The 20,916-nt window shown below is 51.7% G+C and carries 11 protein-coding genes; 1 reads left to right on the forward strand and 10 read right to left on the reverse strand.

The annotated features are described in order from the left end of the window. Positions 1-19: 19 nt before the first annotated feature. Entirely contained in the window at positions 20-292 is a 273-nt protein-coding gene (locus ACWI_RS15185) for a late competence development ComFB family protein (RefSeq protein WP_070372291.1), read from the reverse strand. 138 nt (positions 293-430) lie between these two features. Further along, complete coding sequence (locus ACWI_RS15190) at positions 431-2,191, reverse strand: diguanylate cyclase (RefSeq protein WP_070372292.1); 1,761 nt, start codon at positions 2,189-2,191, stop codon at positions 431-433. A 388-nt stretch (positions 2,192-2,579) separates the two neighbouring features. Here ACWI_RS15190 and ACWI_RS15195 point away from each other — a divergent pair, with 388 nt between their 5' ends. Then, positions 2,580-9,293: a non-ribosomal peptide synthetase gene (locus tag ACWI_RS15195; protein WP_070372293.1), complete on the forward strand. Its 6,714-nt coding sequence runs from the start codon at positions 2,580-2,582 to the stop codon at positions 9,291-9,293. Between the two features lie 185 nt (positions 9,294-9,478). On the opposite strand, the gene ACWI_RS15200 is transcribed toward ACWI_RS15195, so the two are convergent. The 8 genes from ACWI_RS15200 to ACWI_RS15235 all read right to left on the reverse strand — a co-directional run bounded on the left by ACWI_RS15200 (position 9,479) and on the right by ACWI_RS15235 (position 20,869). Further along, positions 9,479-11,149 carry a GGDEF domain-containing response regulator gene (locus ACWI_RS15200; RefSeq protein WP_070372294.1) on the reverse strand — a complete coding sequence of 557 codons (1,671 nt, stop codon included), beginning with the start codon at positions 11,147-11,149 and terminating at the stop codon, positions 9,479-9,481. 14 nt (positions 11,150-11,163) lie between these two features. Next, positions 11,164-11,661, reverse strand: coding sequence for a chemotaxis protein CheX (locus ACWI_RS15205; RefSeq protein WP_070372295.1), 498 nt, complete (start codon positions 11,659-11,661; stop codon positions 11,164-11,166). Next, on the reverse strand, positions 11,661-12,035 hold the full coding sequence (locus ACWI_RS15210) for a response regulator (RefSeq protein WP_070372296.1): 375 nt from the start codon (positions 12,033-12,035) through the stop codon (positions 11,661-11,663). Before ACWI_RS15210 ends, ACWI_RS15205 begins: the two co-directional genes overlap by 1 nt. Next, positions 12,032-12,886: a CheR family methyltransferase gene (locus ACWI_RS15215; protein WP_070372297.1), complete on the reverse strand. Its 855-nt coding sequence runs from the start codon at positions 12,884-12,886 to the stop codon at positions 12,032-12,034. The genes ACWI_RS15210 and ACWI_RS15215 overlap by 4 nt, the downstream gene beginning before the upstream one ends. A gap of 47 nt (positions 12,887-12,933) precedes the next feature. Then, the gene (locus ACWI_RS15220; protein WP_070372298.1) at positions 12,934-15,312 is read right to left on the reverse strand and encodes a methyl-accepting chemotaxis protein; all 2,379 of its coding nucleotides are present in this window, start codon (positions 15,310-15,312) and stop codon (positions 12,934-12,936) included. Next, complete coding sequence (locus ACWI_RS15225) at positions 15,313-15,756, reverse strand: chemotaxis protein CheW (RefSeq protein WP_070372299.1); 444 nt, start codon at positions 15,754-15,756, stop codon at positions 15,313-15,315. Then, entirely contained in the window at positions 15,734-18,286 is a 2,553-nt protein-coding gene (locus tag ACWI_RS15230) for a chemotaxis protein CheA (RefSeq protein ID WP_070372300.1), read from the reverse strand. Before ACWI_RS15230 ends, ACWI_RS15225 begins: the two co-directional genes overlap by 23 nt. Before the next feature lie 312 nt (positions 18,287-18,598). Continuing rightward, the gene (locus tag ACWI_RS15235) at positions 18,599-20,869 is read right to left on the reverse strand and encodes an HD domain-containing phosphohydrolase (protein WP_070372301.1); all 2,271 of its coding nucleotides are present in this window, start codon (positions 20,867-20,869) and stop codon (positions 18,599-18,601) included. Positions 20,870-20,916 lie beyond the last annotated feature (47 nt).

Raw genomic sequence — 20,916 nt, forward strand, 5'->3', positions numbered from 1 at the left:
TTTATTGTTGGGCAGCGGTTTATGATTGTTTGGGATGACGGGGATTTTTTGAGACGATATCAATGGCCCGGGTCAGCTCGCTGGTCAGATCGGCCTTATGTTGGGTCGTCATTTCATCGATTTTAGAAAACAAGAGCCCTTCATGAGTCACAAAATAAGCGGGTTTTAGCTTGTTCAGGGCAATCGCTTTAATATCTTCAACACACAGCTCGCAGCGGCAAATATCCGGATACTGTTTGAGCATGTGTGGTAAAAATGAATCAACCGCATCCTCCATGTAATTTTTTAACATCTTTTCCCTCCAAAGTTTGTCGATTTAGTAATTGATTTTATCGATTCAGATAAACACTTTCCTGACATTAGTATACTATTAAAACAACGCCATTTCAACCGTTTTCAGCTCACGATTCGATATTTGTTGTAAACATGACTAAATTTGCCTTTGCCCGCATCCCGTTTGCTCCGTCAGCACCCTGCTTACAAAAACCCCGGCAATAGTCGGGTCAAATTGGGTACCAGCGCCATGAACGATGGCATGAACCGCCTGACTGGGAGACAGGGCCGGATGATAGGGCCTGTCACTGACCATCGCATCATATGCTTCGGCAATGGCGATAATCCGGGCCAGCCGAGGAATTTTTTGGCCAGACAGACCCTTGGGGTAGCCACTGCCATCCCACCATTCGTGATGGCTAAGAATGGCTAGGGCAATTTCTACCATATCGGCGGCAATGTTGGTAATATGGTAACCTATTTCCGGGTGGCGTTTAATCGCCAGCCATTCTTCCGGGGTCAAGGTCCCGGTTTTATCGAGCAGGCCCGGGGCCAGGGTGACCTTGCCGATATCATGGAGCCGGGCCGCCCATTCCAGAGCTGCCAGCTCTTTTTCGCCCAGCCCCATGGCCTCTCCAATTTGCCGGGCATACTGGCTGACCATCTTGCCATGGTTTTTCTCAGCCCCGCATTTCTGATAAAGCGATGCCATAATCAGGTGGATGGTCGTGTCCCGAACCTGGGGTTTCATCTGTAGTTTATGTTTATACATGTAGTTTTCGGCGTTCTTAAAAACAGCCAGGACATCTTCGGACAGATTTTTTTTGGTGTCCCAGCCAAAGGCCATTGAAAGCATTCCCTGATCAACCGGGGCCAGGGCCACAGCCTGGTTCATCCGCTCGACGATTTTGGCGGTGGTTTCTGTATCGGTATTTGGTAGCAGCAATACAAATTCATCGCCGCCCCAGCGGGCCGCCACGTCGTTGGGGCGACAGAATTTTTTGAGCATTTTACCGGCAGCATAGATCACCTGGTCGCCGGTCAGGTGGCCAAAGGCATCATTGATCATTTTTAAGTTGTTGATATCGCCCATGATAATCGATAGCGGAAAATGACGGCGGCCATCGATCCGCTTGAGTTCCTCTTCGAAATAGCGGCGGTTATAAAGGCCGGTCAGGTGATCATGGTAGCTAAGGTATTCAATCCGTTTATTTTGCGCCACCCGCTCGGAAACATCCCGAAAGATCAGCACCACCCCGGTGGTTGCCCCGTCTCCGTCTTTTACCGGGGTGGCACTGTCCTCGATATGAAAGCAATGGCCCTGGCGGTCGGTGATCACGGCATGGTGGGATGAGACGGTGCTGTGATCAGTTTTTAGGACCTCATCCACCGGATTGGAAACCTGATATTCGGGATTCTCATGGGACAGCTGAAAAACCAGCTCGAACCGTTTTCCCTGGGCCTCGTCACTTGACCAGCCGGTCAGTTCTTCGGCGACCCGGTTGAGCAGCGTCACCCGCTTCTCCAGATCAACCACGATAATGCCATCACCGACGCTTTTCATCACCCGGTCGAGATTTTTGTGGCTGCTTTCTAACTGGTTGATCAGAAAATAAATCCCCGAGGCGACAAACAGCAGGATGCTGGCCCGCAGAATCGGCGCCATCAAGAATGCTCCCTGACTGAGATAATCCATGATGATGTGGAAGCCCCCCAGAAAAATCGCCACCTGAATCACGTAGCGTTTGTACCAGAGACCGACTAGCACAATCACCACATAAAAGAGGTGGGTGTAAACCACATCAATGCCTTTAAAGTAATTAAAATACACCGCCACAAATATCGTTCCCAGAAGACAGAGGCCGACGATGGTCATCCGGATTTGATGATTGGCGGTAATTGATTGCGATCTTTCCATAAATGTACCCTCTTTTCATTGCTTTGCTTGCCGGGACAATCACCGGTCGGTTGCTGCTGGCCTTTTTTAATTGGGACTGCTTCTTTAACAAACTGCGGCTGTCGATGCATTTTTGTTGTTTTGTCCCATGTATTTCGCTTTTTTTACTACTTTAACTAAACTTTTTTCTATTTTACCATAATAGCCCACCCCTGAACAGACTTTTAATCAACAAGGCTGTCTCTTTCCGCCGGGGTTTTTAATAATGATTCGGGTGCTCAATTTAAAAAATAGTCTCACCAAATAAATGTTATGGTATAATAACAATAAAAAATTTACGATCTCAGCAAAGCACCAACATTTTGCTGAAACTCATAAAATTATGCATCCAGGAAGGAATAATTGCCCCATGAATGATCTTAATGACAAACAAACCCCGCACAACGCAAAGGTTTCTGCCACCAGCGCAGCTGCCAACAATGAGAGTCTTGGCTATTTCACTGGTATTTTTAGCGGACTGGAAATTGATTCCAATCTGATTTATGATTATCCCAATAACAGCAACCATACTGCCATCCCTGATGCCTGGATTGGCAGCGATTTTTCCCGGAGTTTTGCCCCGGAGACCATTAATGCACTGCTGACTACCGCCGGGATCACCGCCCCGGTGCTTTTTTTAGCCGCCTTTGCCTACAGCATGGCCAAGTTTACCGGTCAGGACGAAAGTGTCTGCTGTCTGCAGCCCTGTGACAACGCCGATGGCATTTTGCCGCTGTATCTTAAAATCAATGAAGACGAGTCGATTGTCGACTACCTTAAGGCTGTTTCTTGCAGCGATACAACCACCCGCCGCCACTGCGGCTGCGCCTTTTCGCAGTTATCCCGGGAGCTTAATCTCACCGCTGACCTGCGTTTTGTTTTTAATGAAAACCCGGAACAGCCGGTGGACCTCGGCCACGCCCATCTGGCGGCGGTAGTCAGCCCCAAAGGCAACAACTTTGCGCTACGCCTGCATTACCGCAGCGATTTATATAAAAAAGAAACCATTCTCAGCTTTGCCGATCTGTTGGAACGGACCATCGGCGGCTTACTGACAGCTCCAAAACTCTCAGCCATTACCCTGATTTCGGAGGCTGACCGGCTCCGCTGTGAAACCTTTAACCACACCACCGTTCCCTACGACACCAGCCTGACGATGGTCTCGATGTTAAAAAACCAGGCCTTAAAAACCCCGGACAATATTGCCCTGGTCTATCAGGAGGTCAAACTTACCTATCGTGAGCTCGACGCTGTCACCGACCGACTGGCCAAACACATCAAAAGCTTTGGCATCGGCCGGGAAGATATTATCCCGATTCTGCTGCCCAAAAGCGAGCTGATGACAATTGCCTCCATTGGCGTGCTTAAGGCCGGGGCAGCCTATCAGCCGCTTGATCCCTCCTACCCCAGCGAGCGGCTGAGCTTTATGATTGGCGACACCAGCGCCCGACTACTGATTGCCGATGAAGCGCTGCTGGGACTGATCCCTGACTACAGCGGTCAGCTGATCCTGACCAAAGACATTAAGGATCTGCCAGACAGCACTGTGGTGCTGAGTGACCCTGCGCCTGAGGATCTGATGGTGATGCTCTACACCTCCGGCTCCACCGGGGTGCCCAAGGGCGTGATGCTGGAGCACCGCAACCTGGTCTGTTTCTGCCACTGGTACAACCGCTACCTTGATCTCGATGAACACGCCCGGGTGGCCGCCTATGCCAGCTTTGGTTTTGACGCCAATATGATGGACACCTATCCGGTCTTAACCGTGGGCGGAACCCTGCACATCATCGCCGATGAGATTCGCCTTGATCTGCTGCGGCTCAATGACTATTTTGAAGCCAATGGCATCAGCCACATCTTTATGACCACCCAGGTGGGCCGCCAGTTTGCTGACACCATCACTAATTATTCACTTAAGCATCTGGCCACCGGCGGCGAAAAGCTGGCCACCATCCACCCACCCCGCTACCATTTCCACAACCTCTACGGCCCCACCGAAACCGCTGTCATTTCCACGTGTTTTGAGGTGGATAACCTCTATGACAATATTCCCATCGGTAAGGCCGTGGACAATCTCAAAACCTACGTGGTTGACCGCTATAAACGGCAGCTGCCCATTGGCGTCCCCGGGGAGCTCTGTATTGCCGGGATGCATGTCGGCCGGGGCTACTTAAACCGCCCCGAGGCCACTGCCGCTGCCTTTGGCGCCAACCCCTTTTGTGATGTCGCCCCTGATGACCGGATCTATTATACCGGCGACATTGTCCGCTATCTGAGTGATGGCAATATCGAGTTTGTCGGCCGCCGGGATGCTCAGATCAAGATCCGCGGTTTCCGGGTCGAACTGACCGAAATTGAGGCGGTGATCCGCCAGTTCCCGGGCATTCAGGACGCCACCGTCGTCGCCTATGATGATCCCAGCGGGGTCAAGTACATTGCCGCCTATGTGGTGTCCGATACCCCAGTTGACGTTGCCGCCCTCAACGCCTTTATCGAAGCCGAAAAGCCGCCCTATATGGTCCCGGCGGTAACGATGCAGTTAGAGGCCATTCCGCTTAACCAGAACCTGAAGGTCAATAAAAAGGCGCTGCCGCTGCCGGTTAAACAGCAGACTGATTTGACCCCACCGCAAAACCCCACCCAGAAACAGATCTTTGACTGCGTTGCCAAAATTCTCGGCCACGATCAGTTTGGCATTGCCACTGACTTGCAGGAAGCCGGGCTGACTTCAATTGGCACCGTGACCTTAAATGTCCGGCTGTCCCAAATCTTTGGGGTAGCGGTGCGGAACCGGGATCTGAAAGAACATAACACGGTTGCCAAACTGGAAACCTTCCTGACTGCCACCGCAGCCACGACCCCGGATAACGATGCCCCCAAACTGACGGCCTATCCGCTGACCCAGACCCAGCTGGGCTTGTTTGTCGAATCGATGGCCAAACCCGATGAGCTGCTGTATCATATCCCCTTTTTGTTTAAGCTCCATCCCGATGTCAACCTGCCGCGGTTTAAAGCTGCCGTTGAAACGGCCATTTCGGCCCACGCCTACCTCAAAACCCGCTTCTTTATGGATGATGATGGCGAAATCATGCAGCGCCGCCGGGATGAGGCCCCCTTTACCCTGCGGATTCGGGATTATCTGGATAAGGACAAGCTGGTCACCCCCTTTAAACTGATTGATGGCCGACTCTTTAACGCCTCATTGTTTGCGACCAAAGACGGCAACTATTTCTTTATCGATATCCACCACAGCATCTGCGACGGCACTTCGCTGGTAATTTTGATTGAAGACATTAACCGGGCCTACGCCGGGGAAGCACTGGAGCCGGAAAGCTACAGCTCTTTTGACGCCGCCCGGGACGAACAAATACGCCTGGCCAGCGCCGAGTACGCCCAGGCCGAGGCTTATTTTGCCGACCTGTTTTCCGGCTGCGACACCCATTTTTTGCCCGGCCCGGACAAAAGCGAGAGCGAAAAAACCCTGGGGATTGTCAGCCTGATCCCCGATCAGCTTACAGTCTCTGCCGTGGAGCACTACTGCGAAGCCCAGAAGATCACCCCCAACGCCTTTTTTGTCGGCCTGTTTGGTTACCTGCTGGGCCGCTACACGAATAAAAACCACAGCGTCTTTACGACCATCTACAATGGCCGCAGCGATTCCCGGACGGCCCGATCGATGGGGATGTTCGTTAAAACCCTGCCGGTTACCTGCAGGCTTGATGCCCCGGCCAGTGCCCTGTTTACCGCCACCAAAAATCAGCTGATCGACAGCATGGATCACGATCTCTATTCCTTTGCCAAAATCAGCCGGGCCTTTGGCATCTCAGCCGAAGCGATGTTTGTCTATCAGGGCGATAACTTTGAGTTTGAAACCCTGGCCGGTCTCCCCACCGAAGCCCTGGAGGTGATGAGCGAAGGGGTCATTGCCGCCATTTCGGTGGAAGTCTCAATCCGCCAGGGCCGCTACTATTTCCGGGCCACCTTTGAGAGTAACCGCTACGAGGACAGCTCGATAAACGCCCTGCTATCCAATCTGGCACTGGCCGCAAAACAGGTGCTGACCACAGACGACCTCAATCAGATACAGCTGCTCTTTGATGAGCCCCGGGAGATGGTCAATGACCCCCGTTTTTACGGCCATACCTTTGTCGATCTGTTTACGGATGCGGCCGCCCACTATCCCGGGCAGACGGCGGTGGCCGACCGCAAGGGCCACCTCAGCTATGCCCAGCTGGACGCCGCTTCGGATGCGCTGGCCGTGCAGCTGCTTGGCGCCGGGGTAAAAAAAGGCGACTTTGTCGGCGTCCTGTCGGGCCGCACCCGGGAATTTTTAATTGGCGTCATTGCTGCCATGAAGGCTGGCGCCGCCTATGTGCCGCTTGACCCCGAGTACCCGGAAGACCGGCTGCGCTATATGCTTTCCGACTCGGCGGCTGATATTTTGCTTTATGTCGACGACTACCAGCACCTGACCCGCTTTTTCCCCAATCAGACCATCAATCTGGATGCCGTCACCGCCCACGGCTACCCCCAGCCCGATAAAAGCTGGCTGGCCAGCAAACCCCAGGGCGAAGATCTGGCCTATATGATCTACACCTCCGGCTCCACCGGCAAGCCCAAGGGGGTCATGATTGATCACGCCAACCTCAGCAATCTGATCATGAACGAAACCATCAATCAGCAGGTCACCAAGCAGACCCGCTGCGCCCAGTATTCAAGCTTCTGCTTTGACGCCTCGGTCTTGGGGATCTTCCCCTATCTGGCAAACGGTGCCCTGGTCTATCTGTTTGCCGAAGATGACCGCAAGGATGCGATCAAGGTCTGTCAGATTCTAAAAGACGAAGCCATCAACGTGGCCATCTTCCCGACTCAGATGGGCGAAATCATCATTGACAGCCTGACTGGTGACTGCAGCCTGACCCATATCATCGTCGGTGGCGAAAAGCTTAAGCATTATTATGACCGGCCCTACACGGTGGTCAATGCCTATGGCCCCACCGAAAGCACGGTTGAGACCACCTTCTTTAATGTCGATCAGGAATACCGCAATATTCCGATTGGCAAGTCACTAATCAACGTCCGCTCTTATGTGGTCGATGACCAGCTTGTGCCGGTGCCGATCGGGATGCCCGGGGAACTCTGCCATGCCGGTCGCCAGATTGCCCGGGGCTATCACAACCTGTCCGAAAAAACCGCTGCCGCCTTTGTCCCCAGTCCCTTTGCCAGTGGTCCTGATGATGGGGTACTCTACCGCACCGGCGATATGGTAAGGCGCCGGGGTGACGGCCTGATTGAGTACATCGGCCGGATCGATTCCCAGGTTAAGATCCGGGGCTATCGGATTGAGCTGTCAGAAATTGAAGGGGCGATGCTGGCCCACCCGGGCATCAAGGAAACTGCCGTGACGGTGCTTGAGCAAAGCGGCAACCAGTACATTATCGGTTACTATACCGGGCCGGAAGAAGCGCTTGACCCCAAGGTCTGGCACCATCTGCTGCTTTCGCAGCTGCCCGAATACATGATTCCGACCTTTTATGTCCTGCTTGACACGATGCCGCTGACCCCCGGCGGCAAAGTCGATAAAAAAGCCCTGCCCCAGCCGGAAACCGGGATTAAGACCGCCGACTATCTGGCCCCGGAAACGGCGCTGGAAAAACAACTGGCCGAAATTTTCGCCACCACCCTGGGACTGGAAACCGTCTCGGTGCTGGACGATTTCTTTGCCATCGGCGGCACCTCAATCTCGGCCACCAAGGTGGCGATGAAGTGCCTGAGCCTGCAGATCCCGCTGGCCTACGCTGACCTGTTCGAGTACAAAACGGTCAAGCAATTGGCGGCCTTTGTTGAAAAACACGTCGCCGCAGCAATTGACCCCAATGACCGCATTAAAAACTTTGACTACCCGGCGCTGGCGCAAGTGCTGGCGGCCAATACGCCCGACAGTCTCCCCGGCCTTAACACCAGCCCGCTGGGTGACATTATTTTAACCGGTGCCACCGGCTTTCTGGGGGCCCATATCCTAAAGGAATTCCTGGACCATTATGACGGCAGCGTCACCTGCTTTATCCGTCAGGGCAAGGCCCGGTCGTTACAGCAACGGATTGAAACGATGCTGGTCTACTATTTTGACCGCGATTATGCCGAGCTTTTTGGCAGCCGGATCTTCTGTGTTGAGGGCGATATCACCAATTTAGATAGTGTGATGGCGCTATCTGATGTAGCGGCCGATACGGTGATTAACTGCGCCGCCTGTGTTAAGCATTTTGTGGCCGATGATACGCTTGAGAAAATCAATGTCGAGGGGGTAGAAAACCTGGTGGCACTGTGCCTGAAAACCGGCAAGCAGCTGATTCAGGTTTCCACCGTCAGCATCGCCGGCGAAGGCATCAATGGCGCCCCTCCCCGGGAGAAACGGATTAACGAAAACGAGCTCTACTTTTCCCAGAGCCTTGAAAACGCCTATGTCCACTCCAAGTTTCTGGCTGAGCGGGCGGTACTTTCGGCCATCGCCAAGGACGGCCTGCGCGGTAAGATCATGCGGGTCGGCAATCTGATGAGCCGCAACAGCGACGGCGAGTTCCAGATCAACTTCCTCCACAACGGCTTTATGCGGGGGCTCAAGGGCTATAAGATTCTAAAATGCTTCCCCGTCGGGGGGCTGAGTCAGGCGGTTGAGTTTTCACCGATTGATCTGACCGCCCAGGCGATTTTAAGGCTATCCCAGACCAACCGCGACCTGACGGTGTTTCACCCCTACAATAACCACACCGTCTATATGGCTGATGTACTGGCCGAAATGAACGCCTACGGCTTTGCCATCAAGGTGGTCTCTGACGCCGACTTTGACGCCGCGCTGCGGGCCGGAATGGCCGATGCCGAGGTGGCCCCGGCGATTTCCGGGCTGATTGTCTATTTAAACAGTGATACCGTTAATCACATCTACCCGATTGACCCCGAAAACCACTTTACCACCGAAGTGCTCTATCGGATCGGTCACCGCTGGCCGCTGACCAACGAGACTTATCTTAACAAATCCATTGCCGCCCTGGATGGGCTGGGCTTCTTTGATATTGACGAGAATTAAAAAAACAGGCTGCGGGCGTGACCGCAGCCTGTTTTGCTGTTAAAATAGATAACCCCGTACCGACAATTATGTATCATGTTGTGACTTAGGGATCCCTACGGTAGTTTAGCACCAACCTCACCACCACAAGCAGTAGCATTTTTATCGTAAACGTCATTGAAAATTATCAGAGACTGATTCTCAATCTAGAGTAATCGCTTGACACTTTGCTCAAGCCGTTGCAGGGAGATCGGTTTTTTGATATAGTCATCATAGCCTAATTTGCTTAGCACCTGCTCCTTGGCCCCTAAACTTTTAACACTGATCAGGATCACCTTGACGTGTTCTTCCTTTTCGATACGGCGGATTTCTTTTAGCACTTCAACCCCATTTAGATCCGGTAGAATAATATCCAGGATTATTAAGTGCGGTTTAAAATCAGCCAAAAGCGCCAGGGCCTCTTTTCCGGTCGCAACCGCTTGCGTCTCCAGCCCTAAACGCGTGAGCCGGGTTTTAATCAGCCGGCTCACAGTAAACGAGTCGTCGCAAATCAACACGCGTTTCTTTTCCTTAACAATCTCAATCGCATCGTCAACATAGCTGGTACACGCCCGGCCCCGCTCCTTGGAGCGATACAACTGCCGGTCGGCTTCTTCCAGGATATCTTCAAGGGTCTTGTTGCCGCCATTAAACTCGGTAATGCCGACACTGAAGGTTACATGAACCTCGTGCGTATTGATTGGCGAATTAAACGCTATGCGCTGAAAATTCTGGCGGATTCTTTCAACAATCCTCACTGCATCGACTACAACAGTTTCCGGTAAGAGCAATAAGAACTCATCGCCGCCATAGCGAAAAATCTGATCGGATGGCCGGCAGCTCGCCTTGAATTCCGCCACGAAACGCTTTAACACTACATCGCCAAAGACATGCCCGTAGGTATCATTGATCTCCTTGAAATGATCGAGGTCGATAAAGACAACCGAAAAAACGCTGCCGTCACGCTGATACTTTGCTTTTTCCTGGGCATATCGCTCGGCAAAAAAACGTCTGGTATAGGCCGAGGTTAACACATCCTTTAAATAGGCGGTCTTGTGTTTTTGCTCTTTTTTGATCAATTTCTCGACATTTGCAACCAGCACGTCGGCTTCAAAGGGCTTTTTAAGAAAATCATCAATCCCTTCCTTAAGCGCCAGGACGTGATCTTCCGTGTTGCCGGACCCCGTCAGGACAATGGTTGGAATGACTATTTTTTCCTGTTTTAACTCGCGGTAAAATTCAATCCCGCTTTTTTCCGGCATGACTAAATCAAGAATCAGAATATCGGCTTCACGGGCCCTTAAGATCTCCAGGGCCTGATCGGAATCGCTGGTAATCCAGACGTCATAACCGCGGTTACGCAACACGCTTTCGATCACATTTAAAACCAGCATCTCATCATCAAGCACCAGCACCCGGCCCAGCGCCAGACTGCTGATTTCGTCGTTTTGAGTATTTTGACTGATCAGCTCACGGGCCTGCTGACAGACTGAATTTTCCTGGACACATTCCTGACAGGTTGCCACGGCCAGAAGGTTTTCCAGACACTGGGTGATCTCGCCAAAGCCTTTAGCCAACTTGATAAAGGATGACCGCTCATGCAACAGCTGGTGTTCATTCTGCCTGATAAATTCTTCATTCTTCAGACAGATGTATCCCAATTCGCGGAAATGATGGGCGACCGCCAGGGCCTTGATTTCCGAAAAAAAAGTTAACATGAACTGATACTGGCTGGCTTTTGGTTCAATACTAAACAGCACTAAATTCTGCAGGGCCTGATTGAGCTGATTTTCTATTTCAGTCAATACTTCTAACTTGGTCGGTTTTTTTACTCTCATTATCTGCTCCGCACTCATGATAATTTATAAACCCTCAACAGCAGCTCAATCTCGTCGCAAACCAGTCTGGCGACAAAGCTGTCGGTGCGCTTTTTAACCACAACTTTGACGCCGTCACCAACCAGGGTAAAGGGCACCGATAAAACAAATTTATAATTGGTCGCTTCCAGACGGGCCCGGGCCGAACCGCCGACCATGTTGATCAATTCGGTAATCCCGTCATTAAGCAGCTCTGCGTCGAGGGCGGCGGCTTCAATTCCAGTCATAAAGGAAACCAGCGGGGCGGCACTATTTTTGTTGGTTTCCAGCGTCAGCAGCATCGCCTGCTCGCCCTGCAGCACCATTGCGCCAATAATTTCATGGGTTTGCCCGGCTTCCGGAGCGGTGCTGATTTCATTTTTAACTTCGTTCAAAACAAAGCCACTCATCTGCTCGACCGTTTCCAATAAGGCGGCGACAAAAACCTCGCCGGGCAGCACGTCATATTGCCTGATATCCTGTTGCTCATTCATTAATTTACCTCCCCGCCCAAACTCTCGATAATCTTTTTCATCAGTTCTTCAATCGAAAAGGGCTTTGTGATATAGTGGGTCACCCCGGCTTTAACGGCTTCAATCACACTCTCGGGCATATTTTCGGTGGTCACCATCACGACCGGAATATGTTTGAAGTGGTCATCCTGTTTGATCGTTTTTAAAAATTCCAGGCCATTCATCCCCGGCATATTCCAATCCAGAAAGATCAATTCAATTTTTTCTGGCCCCTCCAGCAGATTCAGGGCATCCTGAGCGGATTCCGCCTCCCGGCATTCGTGCCCGAGGGCCACCACTGCCGCCGCAATAATCTTTCTGACGACGGCCGAATCGTCAATCGTCAACATTTTCATTTCGCTTCCTCCTTGACCGTAAAATATGTCCCATCACTGGTGATGTTTTTTTGAAAATAATCATCCATCGGATAATAAATCTCGGCGGCACCGATTAGCAGCAGGCCTTGCGGTTTTAACACCTGGGCGGTCTTTTTATAAATGTCGCTACGCAGGGCCTCGGTGAAATAGATCAGCACATTGCGGCAGAAGACCAGGTCAAATTTACCCAGTAGCATAAAACTGTTTTGCAGGTTAAAGGGCTCAAAGCGAACGCGTTTGCGATAGTCTTCGTTTAATACCCATGAGCTTCCCGCGCGACTGAAATAGGCATCGCGAAGCTCCGGTTTCAGGCCACGCATGATCGTGATCGGGTCATAATGACCGCGTCTGGCAATCGATAAGACATGGGTGGAAATATCGGTCGCCAGAAACTCAAAATCATCGAGCGACACCGCAGTAATGTGATTATTCTTCAGATACTCACTGATCAGGATGATCAGCGAATAGATTTCCTGTCCGGTTGATGCGGCGGCACTCCAGACCCGTATTTTTCCATTTTTTCGGGCTTGCAGTGCGGCTATATTTTGCGGCAGCCAGTGCTTGCTGAGCATCTGCCACGAGCCTGGGTCGCGAAACCAATAGGTTTCGTTGGTGGTAATGGCATCGATGACCCGAGTTTCAATATTGGCGTCGGAATGGCTTTCCAGCAGCGCAAAAAGTTCAGCAAAACTGTCACACTGCGAGTCAATCAAAAGCTTTGCCAGCCGTGATTCGACCAGATAAGCCTTGGACTCATCAAGCGCAATTCCGCATTTGGCGGCGATATAGCGCTGAAACAGCTGATATTCCTGTTGTGACAAAGCGACCATCGGGACACTCCTTTCGTGACCAGCCGTAAAAGTTGTCTGGCGATCATTTAAAATTTAAATTGCGAAACAGACTCGCCCAGTTTAAGCGACAGATCGACAAGGCGATTGGCGGCAATTGAGGTCTTTGAAGCCCCTTCGCTGATTTCTTCCGAGGCTTTATTAATCTCCTGAACACTGCGGGAGATTTCGACCGCGCCCTTGGCCGTTTCATCGGTCGCGCGACTGAGTTGGACCATGCTGACGGAGGCTCTTTCGGTGTTGACGGCGGCGTCATCCGCGGCGCGCGCCAGCTCGGCGGTGCTTTTGGCAATTTCACTGACGGCCAGACCGGATTCTTCGGCGCCGCGTTTGACTTCGCCGGCTTTTTCATCGATTTCTCTGATTTCAGCAGTGATCGTGTCGAGTCGCGCTGAGGCCCGGATCGCCGCTTCGGAAATCCCCTGGGTGGTGGCACTTTGTTCGGTAACGGCGGTGGCAATGACGGTCGTGATCGTCGTCACTTCGTCGACGACATCATTGATCCGGGCCACGGCCGCAACCGCCTGTTCCATATTTTCCTGCATCCCTTCGATTTGATCGGCGATTTCATCGGTCGCTTCGGATGTTTGCTTGGCCAGTTCTTTGACCTCATTGGCAACCACGGCAAAGCCCTTACCGGCTTCGCCGGCGCCCGCCGCTTCGATAGCGGCATTCAGGGCCAGCATGTTGGTCTGGTCGGCAATATCATCAATGATCTTAATGATTTTATTGATTTTTTTGGAAGACAGATTGAGATTGCGAATGATTTCAGCGGTGTTTTTGGCTTCATTGTCGGCCACCTGGGTGATCGTCAACGATTTTTCGCAGCTCTTGTTAATTTCATTGACCGACAGATTCACTTCTTTGACCGCTTCAACCACGGTAGTGACTTCGGCGTTGACATTTTCGGCCGACGTTGAGACCGCGCGGATGCTTTCAAAAATTTGCCCCATCAATAAAATGGCCTGATTCACGGTGGCTGCCGTCTGTTGTGAAGCGGCGGCCAGATTCCGGGTGGTACCACTGATTTCTTCGATGGACGCGGCGATTTGATTGGTATTATCGACGGTGGTCAGCAGGGTTGCATTTGACTGTTCCATACTGGCCGAGATTTCTTCGACGGCAGCACTGACAACATTGATTTTGGCACTGGTTTCCTCGGAGCCGACAGCGATAGTGCTGGCGACCCGATCCATCGCATCAGCGGATTCGTTTAAGACGTCGGTGGCCTCGACGATCTCTTGTAGTGACCCACCGATTTTTTCGACCAGCTGATTAAAATCAGTACAGAGTTTGCCAATTTCATCACCGCTAGAAAACTCCCCGCGCACCGCCAGGTTTCCCTGCCCGGCTTCGTCCATCAGCTTGGAGACGGTCTGCAGCGGGCTGGTAATCCGTCTGGATAGGAGCGTCACAATCACGGCACAAGCGGCAATGGCCAGTAATAACACCGATACCATCATTATCTGCAAATTTCTAACCGGTGCTAAGGCTTCAGCTTCGCTGACCTCAATGATCATCCCCAGTTTAGTGGCGCCGATCGTGACAAAGGTCGCCGTTCCCAGAACCTTTTCGTCCTGATAATCCCGGTACATCCCGGCGTACCGGAAATCACTGTTGTCGCTGTCAAAATCATCCTCGAGTTGCTTAAGCGCTTCCGTGGTGATCGTCGTCGTGAAGGCAGTGGCCTCCGTGTCACCCTCCAGATGGGGATTCGTGTTGAGCAACCCGGCCTGATCGACCAGATAAATGTTGGCAGTTGCTCCGAGATCGCCGATCCCCTGATTGAGGGTTGCTTCAACACTGTCCATTAAAACGAGCGAATTCACGGTGCCGATAATGGCGTCATTTTGGGAGCTGTAAAAGGGCGCCGACAGGGTCACAAAATATTTATCGATGACCTTCGAATATTCGACCGGGGTGATGCTGCTCTGTCCCTGCATTGAGGTCTTGATGTAATCGCGTGACGCCAGATTAGTCCCTTCCAGAGTCTGCTTGAATTGACCTGAGGCATAAATACAATTGCCGGCCGCGTCGGTAATATAAATGCTTTCAATTTGATAGGCGGTCTGCTGGGGTGTCAGCCCGGTATCGACGTGGGCATAAGCGGTTTGCCGGAGTTCCGCAGGGCTATCGGCGGTCTGATAGGCCGTCAGCAGATTTTCGACCGTCGCCAGATTAGATAAAATATTGCTGGTATAAAAAGCTTTGTCGGCAAAATCCTGGCTAAAGCGGTTTTGGGTGTCTTTAGAGTATAATTCCATTTCCTGGAGTTTCATCGTAACCAGACTATTACGGGCCTGGTTATAGGCCAAACCGGAAATAATGGCGATCGGGATTAGCCCGGTCAGGATAAAAAAGATGATTAACTTGGTTCGCATTTTTGCATTATCAAAATATTTTAACATTTAACACCTCGTTTTATTTAAACTAAATACTTCAAATAGATTCTCTTTATCAATAATAATCAGCAGTTGCTGCTCCAGTTTGGCAATCATTTTAATCGTCGCACCGTACTCATTGGCTAAATAGGGTGTCGGCGGCTCACACAGCGCTTCGGGAACGTCAATCACATCGGTTGCCTGTTCTACCAGCAGCGCCATCACGTCCACTTCGCCCGGCTCTTTTTTAAGCACAATCGCATGTTTTTTGGGATGATCGGTCGGGCACCCCAACAGCTTCTCAAAATCCAGCAAACTGACGACTTGACCACGCAGATTCAAAAACCCGGCGACCACCTCCGGCGCGAGCGGCAGGGCAGTTATTTCCGGCTGGCGATTGATTTCTTTAACATATCGGGTTTCAATGCCATACAGATTATTTCCTGATTTAAACGAGAGCACTTTCATCATCCCTCACCTCCCCGTGATCCGCTTCAACCGCTTCCAATAATGTATAAAGATTGATGATTAAGATCATTTTTTCGTCACAGACTGCCGCTCCCAGTGTCCCCGGCATGGTACACTGGCGGGAATCCAGGACGGGCTCAAAATGAACATTTTCGATAATTTCAGTGGCTAAAATACCGATCGGCACCCCCTTGGGGGTGATGACATAATAGTCGTCGCCGTCATCGGCACCGCGGTTAATGGCCAGATAATCCTCCGGCCGGATCACCGGTAAGGGCTGGTTGCCGCGGTTAATGTAGGTGCGCTCACCAATGTGCGCAAGCTCGCTTTTTTTGATCTTATCGATGCGTTTGATCAGGGCGATATTCAGAGCCAGGATTTCCGTTCCCGAAGCCCTGAATAATACAAAATCTTCGCTGTTATCAGCAGCCGCGACTGGTTGTTCGCTGTGATTCCGCTGCGTTTGTGGTTGGCTGTCACTGACGAGTGCCATTTTTCGGGCTATCCCGGCGATGTCCAGAATCGGGGCCACCTTGCCGTCGCCCATGATCGTCAAGCCGGAATAAATGCCACATGCTTTAAGGATCCCCGGCAACGGCTTGATCAGCGTTTCCTCGTTGCCAATTAACACTTCCACCAGCAAGCCAAAGCGCAGCGACCCCAGTTTCAGCACGACAATCTTATGATCCTGGGCGATCCGGCCCGACTGGTCGGGATTCCATAGCTCACTCAGGTAGACAACCGGCAGCAGTTGATTGCGCAGTCGATAAAAATACTTGCCATTGATCGCCTCAATTTGTTGATCCCGGGCGGTATTTTTTAGCTTGATGGTCTCCTGAACATCGGCCTGAGGAATCACCATTTTGATCCCGTTTGACGCAACCACCAATGACTGGATAATGGAAACCGTTAAGGGCATCGTCAATTTGATCGTGGTGCCACGACCAGGCTGGCTGGCGATGTCAATACTGCCGCCCAGTTTGTCGAGATTCGTCCGCACCACGTCGAGACCAACCCCGCGACCGGAGACCTCACTTAAGCGATCGGCGGTTGAAAAGCCGGGATTGAATAACACCTCGATCAGCTCTTTTTCGCTGAAGCGGTTGGGTTCGTTTTCGGGATAGAGCTTTTTGTTGCGGGCGATTGTGGCGATCCGGGCAAAATCAAGGCCGCTGCCATCATCCCCCACTTCAATGTTGACAACACTGCCTTCATAACTGGCCTTCAGGGTAATTGTGGCGATTTCATTTTTGCCTTGTTGCTGGCGCTGCGCCGCACTTTCAATGCCATGATCGGCGGCATTGCGGACCAGATGCACCAGCGGATCACTTAAGCCTTCGAGAATCGACTTATCCAGTTCAACCTCGCCGCCTTCAATTTTCAGCTCCAGCTTCTTATTCAGCTTTTTGGACAGGTCGCGGATCAAGCGCGGATAGCGGTTAAAGAGGGTGCCCACCGGTTGCATCCGGGTCAGCATAATTTTCTCCTGAATGCTGCTTGTTAAGCGGTCAACATTCGCAAGCACCGGCGGCAGCCCGGGGATCCGTTTTTTTTCGGGTTCCAGCAGGGTCAATAGCCGGTTTCGGGCTAAAACCAGTTCGCTGGCCATGTTCATTAAATCATCCAGCAACTTAACATTGACCCGGAGACTCTCGGCGCCCTCATTGATTTCCGTTGCGCCCCGCTCCATGGGCATGGCGTTATGGCCGTCATCATCACTGCCGGTTTCAAGCGCTGGCGCCAGCACATCACTTTGAGAGTCTTCGGGCAGAACATTAACTGCATTTGCCGGTACGCCGAGCACCTGGATAAAAAGGCTGGCTTCGAGGATACTGGCAGCCAGGATCAGGATCAGCTGATGGTTGTATTTTCCCGCTTTCAGATCATCAACGTTAAGCGGTTCGCCATTCGGGCTGATCATCACCAGCACCTTGGCGACGGACGTTAAATTGGCGGTGATTGCGCAACTGCCACCGCTGTGACTGAGGAAGTCATCAGTCAGCGCCATTTCGATGCCATAAATATGATAGCCTGTTTTTCTAAATGCGGCGATCTGTTCCTGAATCTTCAGATTAAAATCAAAAACAGCGAAAAAATGACTGCTAAGCTGCGGCTGTTCGATCGCAACCGGCACCGCTTGTTGGCCCGCCTGGTTTGTAAAATCAGCTGCGGTAAGCTCCAGACGGGCCAGAATATCTTCGATAGGATAGCTGTCGCTGTGCTTGACATCATTGACCAGCACGTTTAAGCGATCGCGGGCTTCCAGCAATAAGTCAATTTCAGCATCACTAAATGTAACCTTTTTGCGATTAACGAAGTCCAGGATCGTTTCCATCGCATGAGCAATAGCAACAATTTGGTCCAGGCCAAAAAAACCGGCGGTGCCCTTAATACTATGAATCGCACGAAACGCATCATTGATCTGTTCGGCACCGATATCAGCCAGATCGTGCAATAATATCCGTTCAAAATTTTCGAGATGATCCCGGGCTTCTTCAACAAACTCCTGAATAAAGTCTTCGTTTTTAAGCAAATTAAGCCCTCCTTTTGTTGAGCTGCCCCCTGAAATGACGGTTGCGTTCGTTTATTTTCCCGCCAACACGGCCATCAGACCACGTTTGCGGTTGCTTTTGGGGCGCTGTTAGCGTTTTTTACAGCGAAAAAGAAACCCCCTAAAACCGTTCATCCAAGGACTGGTGTTCTACGGGGTTTTCTGATTTATTTATTATAACAAACAATTACCTGATCGACAATGTGCAGGCCGCTTTTTTTACAGCAGCAATCCGCACTTTTCCTTAACTGATACTTTTTTCATTCATTAACATCAGGGATGTCTTTGTTATCCTCACCAGTGGGATACCTGGTCAATAAAACGGTCGACCAGCCGGGGGTCAAACTGGCTGCCGGACTGAGCACGTAATTCCCGGATGGCGTCTTCATGGGAACGGGCGGGCTGGTAAACCTGATCATGGGTCATTACATCATAAGCATCGACGACGGCCAGAATGCGGCTGTTGAGCGGGATCTTCTCACCACTGAGCCCCGAAGGATAGCCAGACCCGTCCCATTTTTCATGATGATGGAGGATTTCCTCGGTGACGACATGGAGTTCCGGCACATTGGCGGCGATCCGGTAGCCGATTTCCGAATGGGTCTGCATGATCTGCCATTCTTCCTCGGTGAGGCGGCCGGGCTTGCCAAGGATGTGATCGGGAATCCCCACTTTGCCGATATCATGGAGCATCGTCAAGAGAATCAGGCGGTTTTTGGCTTCAACGTTCAGGCTAAGCCGCTCGGCCAGCTTCATGACGTGATCGGACAGGCGCAGGGTATGGGCCTTGGTTTCGGACCGTTTTTCATCGAGGGCGGCCAGCAGGGCGTTGATGGTGGTGCCCCGCATGCTTTTGCTTTCGAGCAGCTTGATCTGATACATCATTTCCTCGGCTTTTTTAAGGACCGGCCCGGGTTCATCATCCCGGCTCTGTTTGAGCGCCATCCCAAACGAGACACTGGCTTCAATGGTGCCGTTTATGCAGATGTCCTTCAGCTGCTCCTTAATCTGTCTGACCAGCACTTCGGCATCCTTTAAGTCCGAGCCAGGCATCACAATCATGAATTCATCGCCACCCCAGCGGATCACCTGATGGCGGGCACCGGCGGTGCGCTTAAGGGTCCTGGCAATATCCTTAAGCAGCAGATCGCCGATGGTATGACCAAAGACGTCGTTGGTCATCTTCAGGCCATTGACATCGCCCATCACAAAAGCCATCGGATGGATCAGTTTGATCTCTTTCTGGCTGAAATACTGCTCATAAAAGCGCCGATTGTAAAGGCCGGTGAGCTCATCGTGATAGCTTAAATATTCAATGCGGCGTTTCTTTTCCCGGGACAGGGTAATATCCCGAAAGACCATGACCACCCCACCGATGCTGCCGTTTTGGCTGCGGATCGGGGCGATGCTGGTTTCGATGGGAATCATCTCGCCATCCTTTTTAAACAGCACGGTTGGCGCGGTGATTTCGATGCTCTGGCCGTCTGCCAGCACCCCGGCCACAAGCCCGGTCAGGGGCTCTCTTGTATATTCATGACAGATCCGAAAAATCGCCTCAAAGGGTTTACCCAGCACCTCTATGCATTGCCAGCCGCAGGCCTGCTCAGCCGCCGGATTGAGAGTGCTGATGCTGCCTTTGGCATCGGTGGTTATGACCCCGTCATGGATGGCCTCCATGGTGGTTTTGTAACGCTCCTTTTCCTGATAAAGGGCGGCCGCGTTCTGTTCCCGTTCGGTGGCGTCGGTGATCACCGAAAAGAGATAGGGCTGACCGTCAAGCTCCAGCGGACTGGAATGGACATCGACCATCCGGATTTCGCCGTTTTTAAGCCGATGGGGAAATAAAAAGTACCGCTGCTGCCCCGCTAAGGCCTGGTGGCGCAGCGCATCAACCGCCGCCTTAGACAGGGTGTTGATCTGGTCAATGGTCATGGCCGTGATCTCCTCCAGGCTATAGCCGTAAAAGGCCAGGGCCGCCGGGTTGGCCTCGACAATCCGCCCGGACGCCGGTTCAATCAGCAGCATCGTGGCGGTGTGGGTCTGAAACATCGCATCAAAGCGGGTCGTGGCCAGATGGTTTTTTGCCATCCAGTCCTTAATCACTGTGGTATTTAGCTCTGTCACCACAATATAGTCCTGGGTAGCACCGGAAACCGGGGTCATCCGGCACATCCGCTCTCTGATTTGCCCATTCCAGCAGGCCTTGGCCTTAAAGAGAATGGTTTTTCCGCTTTTTAGGCAATCGTCGGCGTTTTTTTCATAAACCTTAAAATAGGCTTCCCCGAGCACGGTTTTTAAAGGCTGATTGCGAATCGCTTTCTGGCTGTAACCGGTTAGTTTTTCGTGCTCCCAGTTGTTATGGCAATAGACCCAGCCCGCTGCAGTTTTAAGCAGCAGCGCCATCGCCTCGGAATTGTACTCCACCATCATCTCCAGATAGTCTGCTTCGGCTGGCCGTCGGCGCCAGCCTTTTTTGACTTTGGGGGTCATCGTCGCGGCCTGAGCCCCGGTGTTTTTCTTTTTGGTAATCCGTTTTAACAAAAAGTTCTGGTCATGCTGTTTCATCGTTTCCCCTCTTTCTCCCAAAAGATAGTTTGATTTCGATTCTTCTT

The sequence above is a fragment of the Acetobacterium wieringae genome, from assembly GCF_001766835.1.
GTDB lineage: Bacteria > Bacillota > Clostridia > Eubacteriales > Eubacteriaceae > Acetobacterium > Acetobacterium wieringae.

Bases quoted from the DNA above. Each gene is read 5' to 3' on its own strand.
- ACWI_RS15185 (WP_070372291.1), bottom strand. From the start codon at position 292: ATGTTAAAAAATTACATGGAGGATGCGGTTGATTCATTTTTACCACAC.
- ACWI_RS15190 (WP_070372292.1), bottom strand. From the start codon at position 2,191: ATGGAAAGATCGCAATCAATTACCGCCAATCATCAAATCCGGATGACC.
- ACWI_RS15195 (WP_070372293.1), top strand. From the start codon at position 2,580: ATGAATGATCTTAATGACAAACAAACCCCGCACAACGCAAAGGTTTCT.
- ACWI_RS15200 (WP_070372294.1), bottom strand. From the start codon at position 11,149: ATGAGAGTAAAAAAACCGACCAAGTTAGAAGTATTGACTGAAATAGAA.
- ACWI_RS15205 (WP_070372295.1), bottom strand. From the start codon at position 11,661: ATGAATGAGCAACAGGATATCAGGCAATATGACGTGCTGCCCGGCGAG.
- ACWI_RS15210 (WP_070372296.1), bottom strand. From the start codon at position 12,035: ATGAAAATGTTGACGATTGACGATTCGGCCGTCGTCAGAAAGATTATT.
- ACWI_RS15215 (WP_070372297.1), bottom strand. From the start codon at position 12,886: ATGGTCGCTTTGTCACAACAGGAATATCAGCTGTTTCAGCGCTATATC.
- ACWI_RS15220 (WP_070372298.1), bottom strand. From the start codon at position 15,312: ATGTTAAAATATTTTGATAATGCAAAAATGCGAACCAAGTTAATCATC.
- ACWI_RS15225 (WP_070372299.1), bottom strand. From the start codon at position 15,756: ATGATGAAAGTGCTCTCGTTTAAATCAGGAAATAATCTGTATGGCATT.
- ACWI_RS15235 (WP_070372301.1), bottom strand. From the start codon at position 20,869: ATGAAACAGCATGACCAGAACTTTTTGTTAAAACGGATTACCAAAAAG.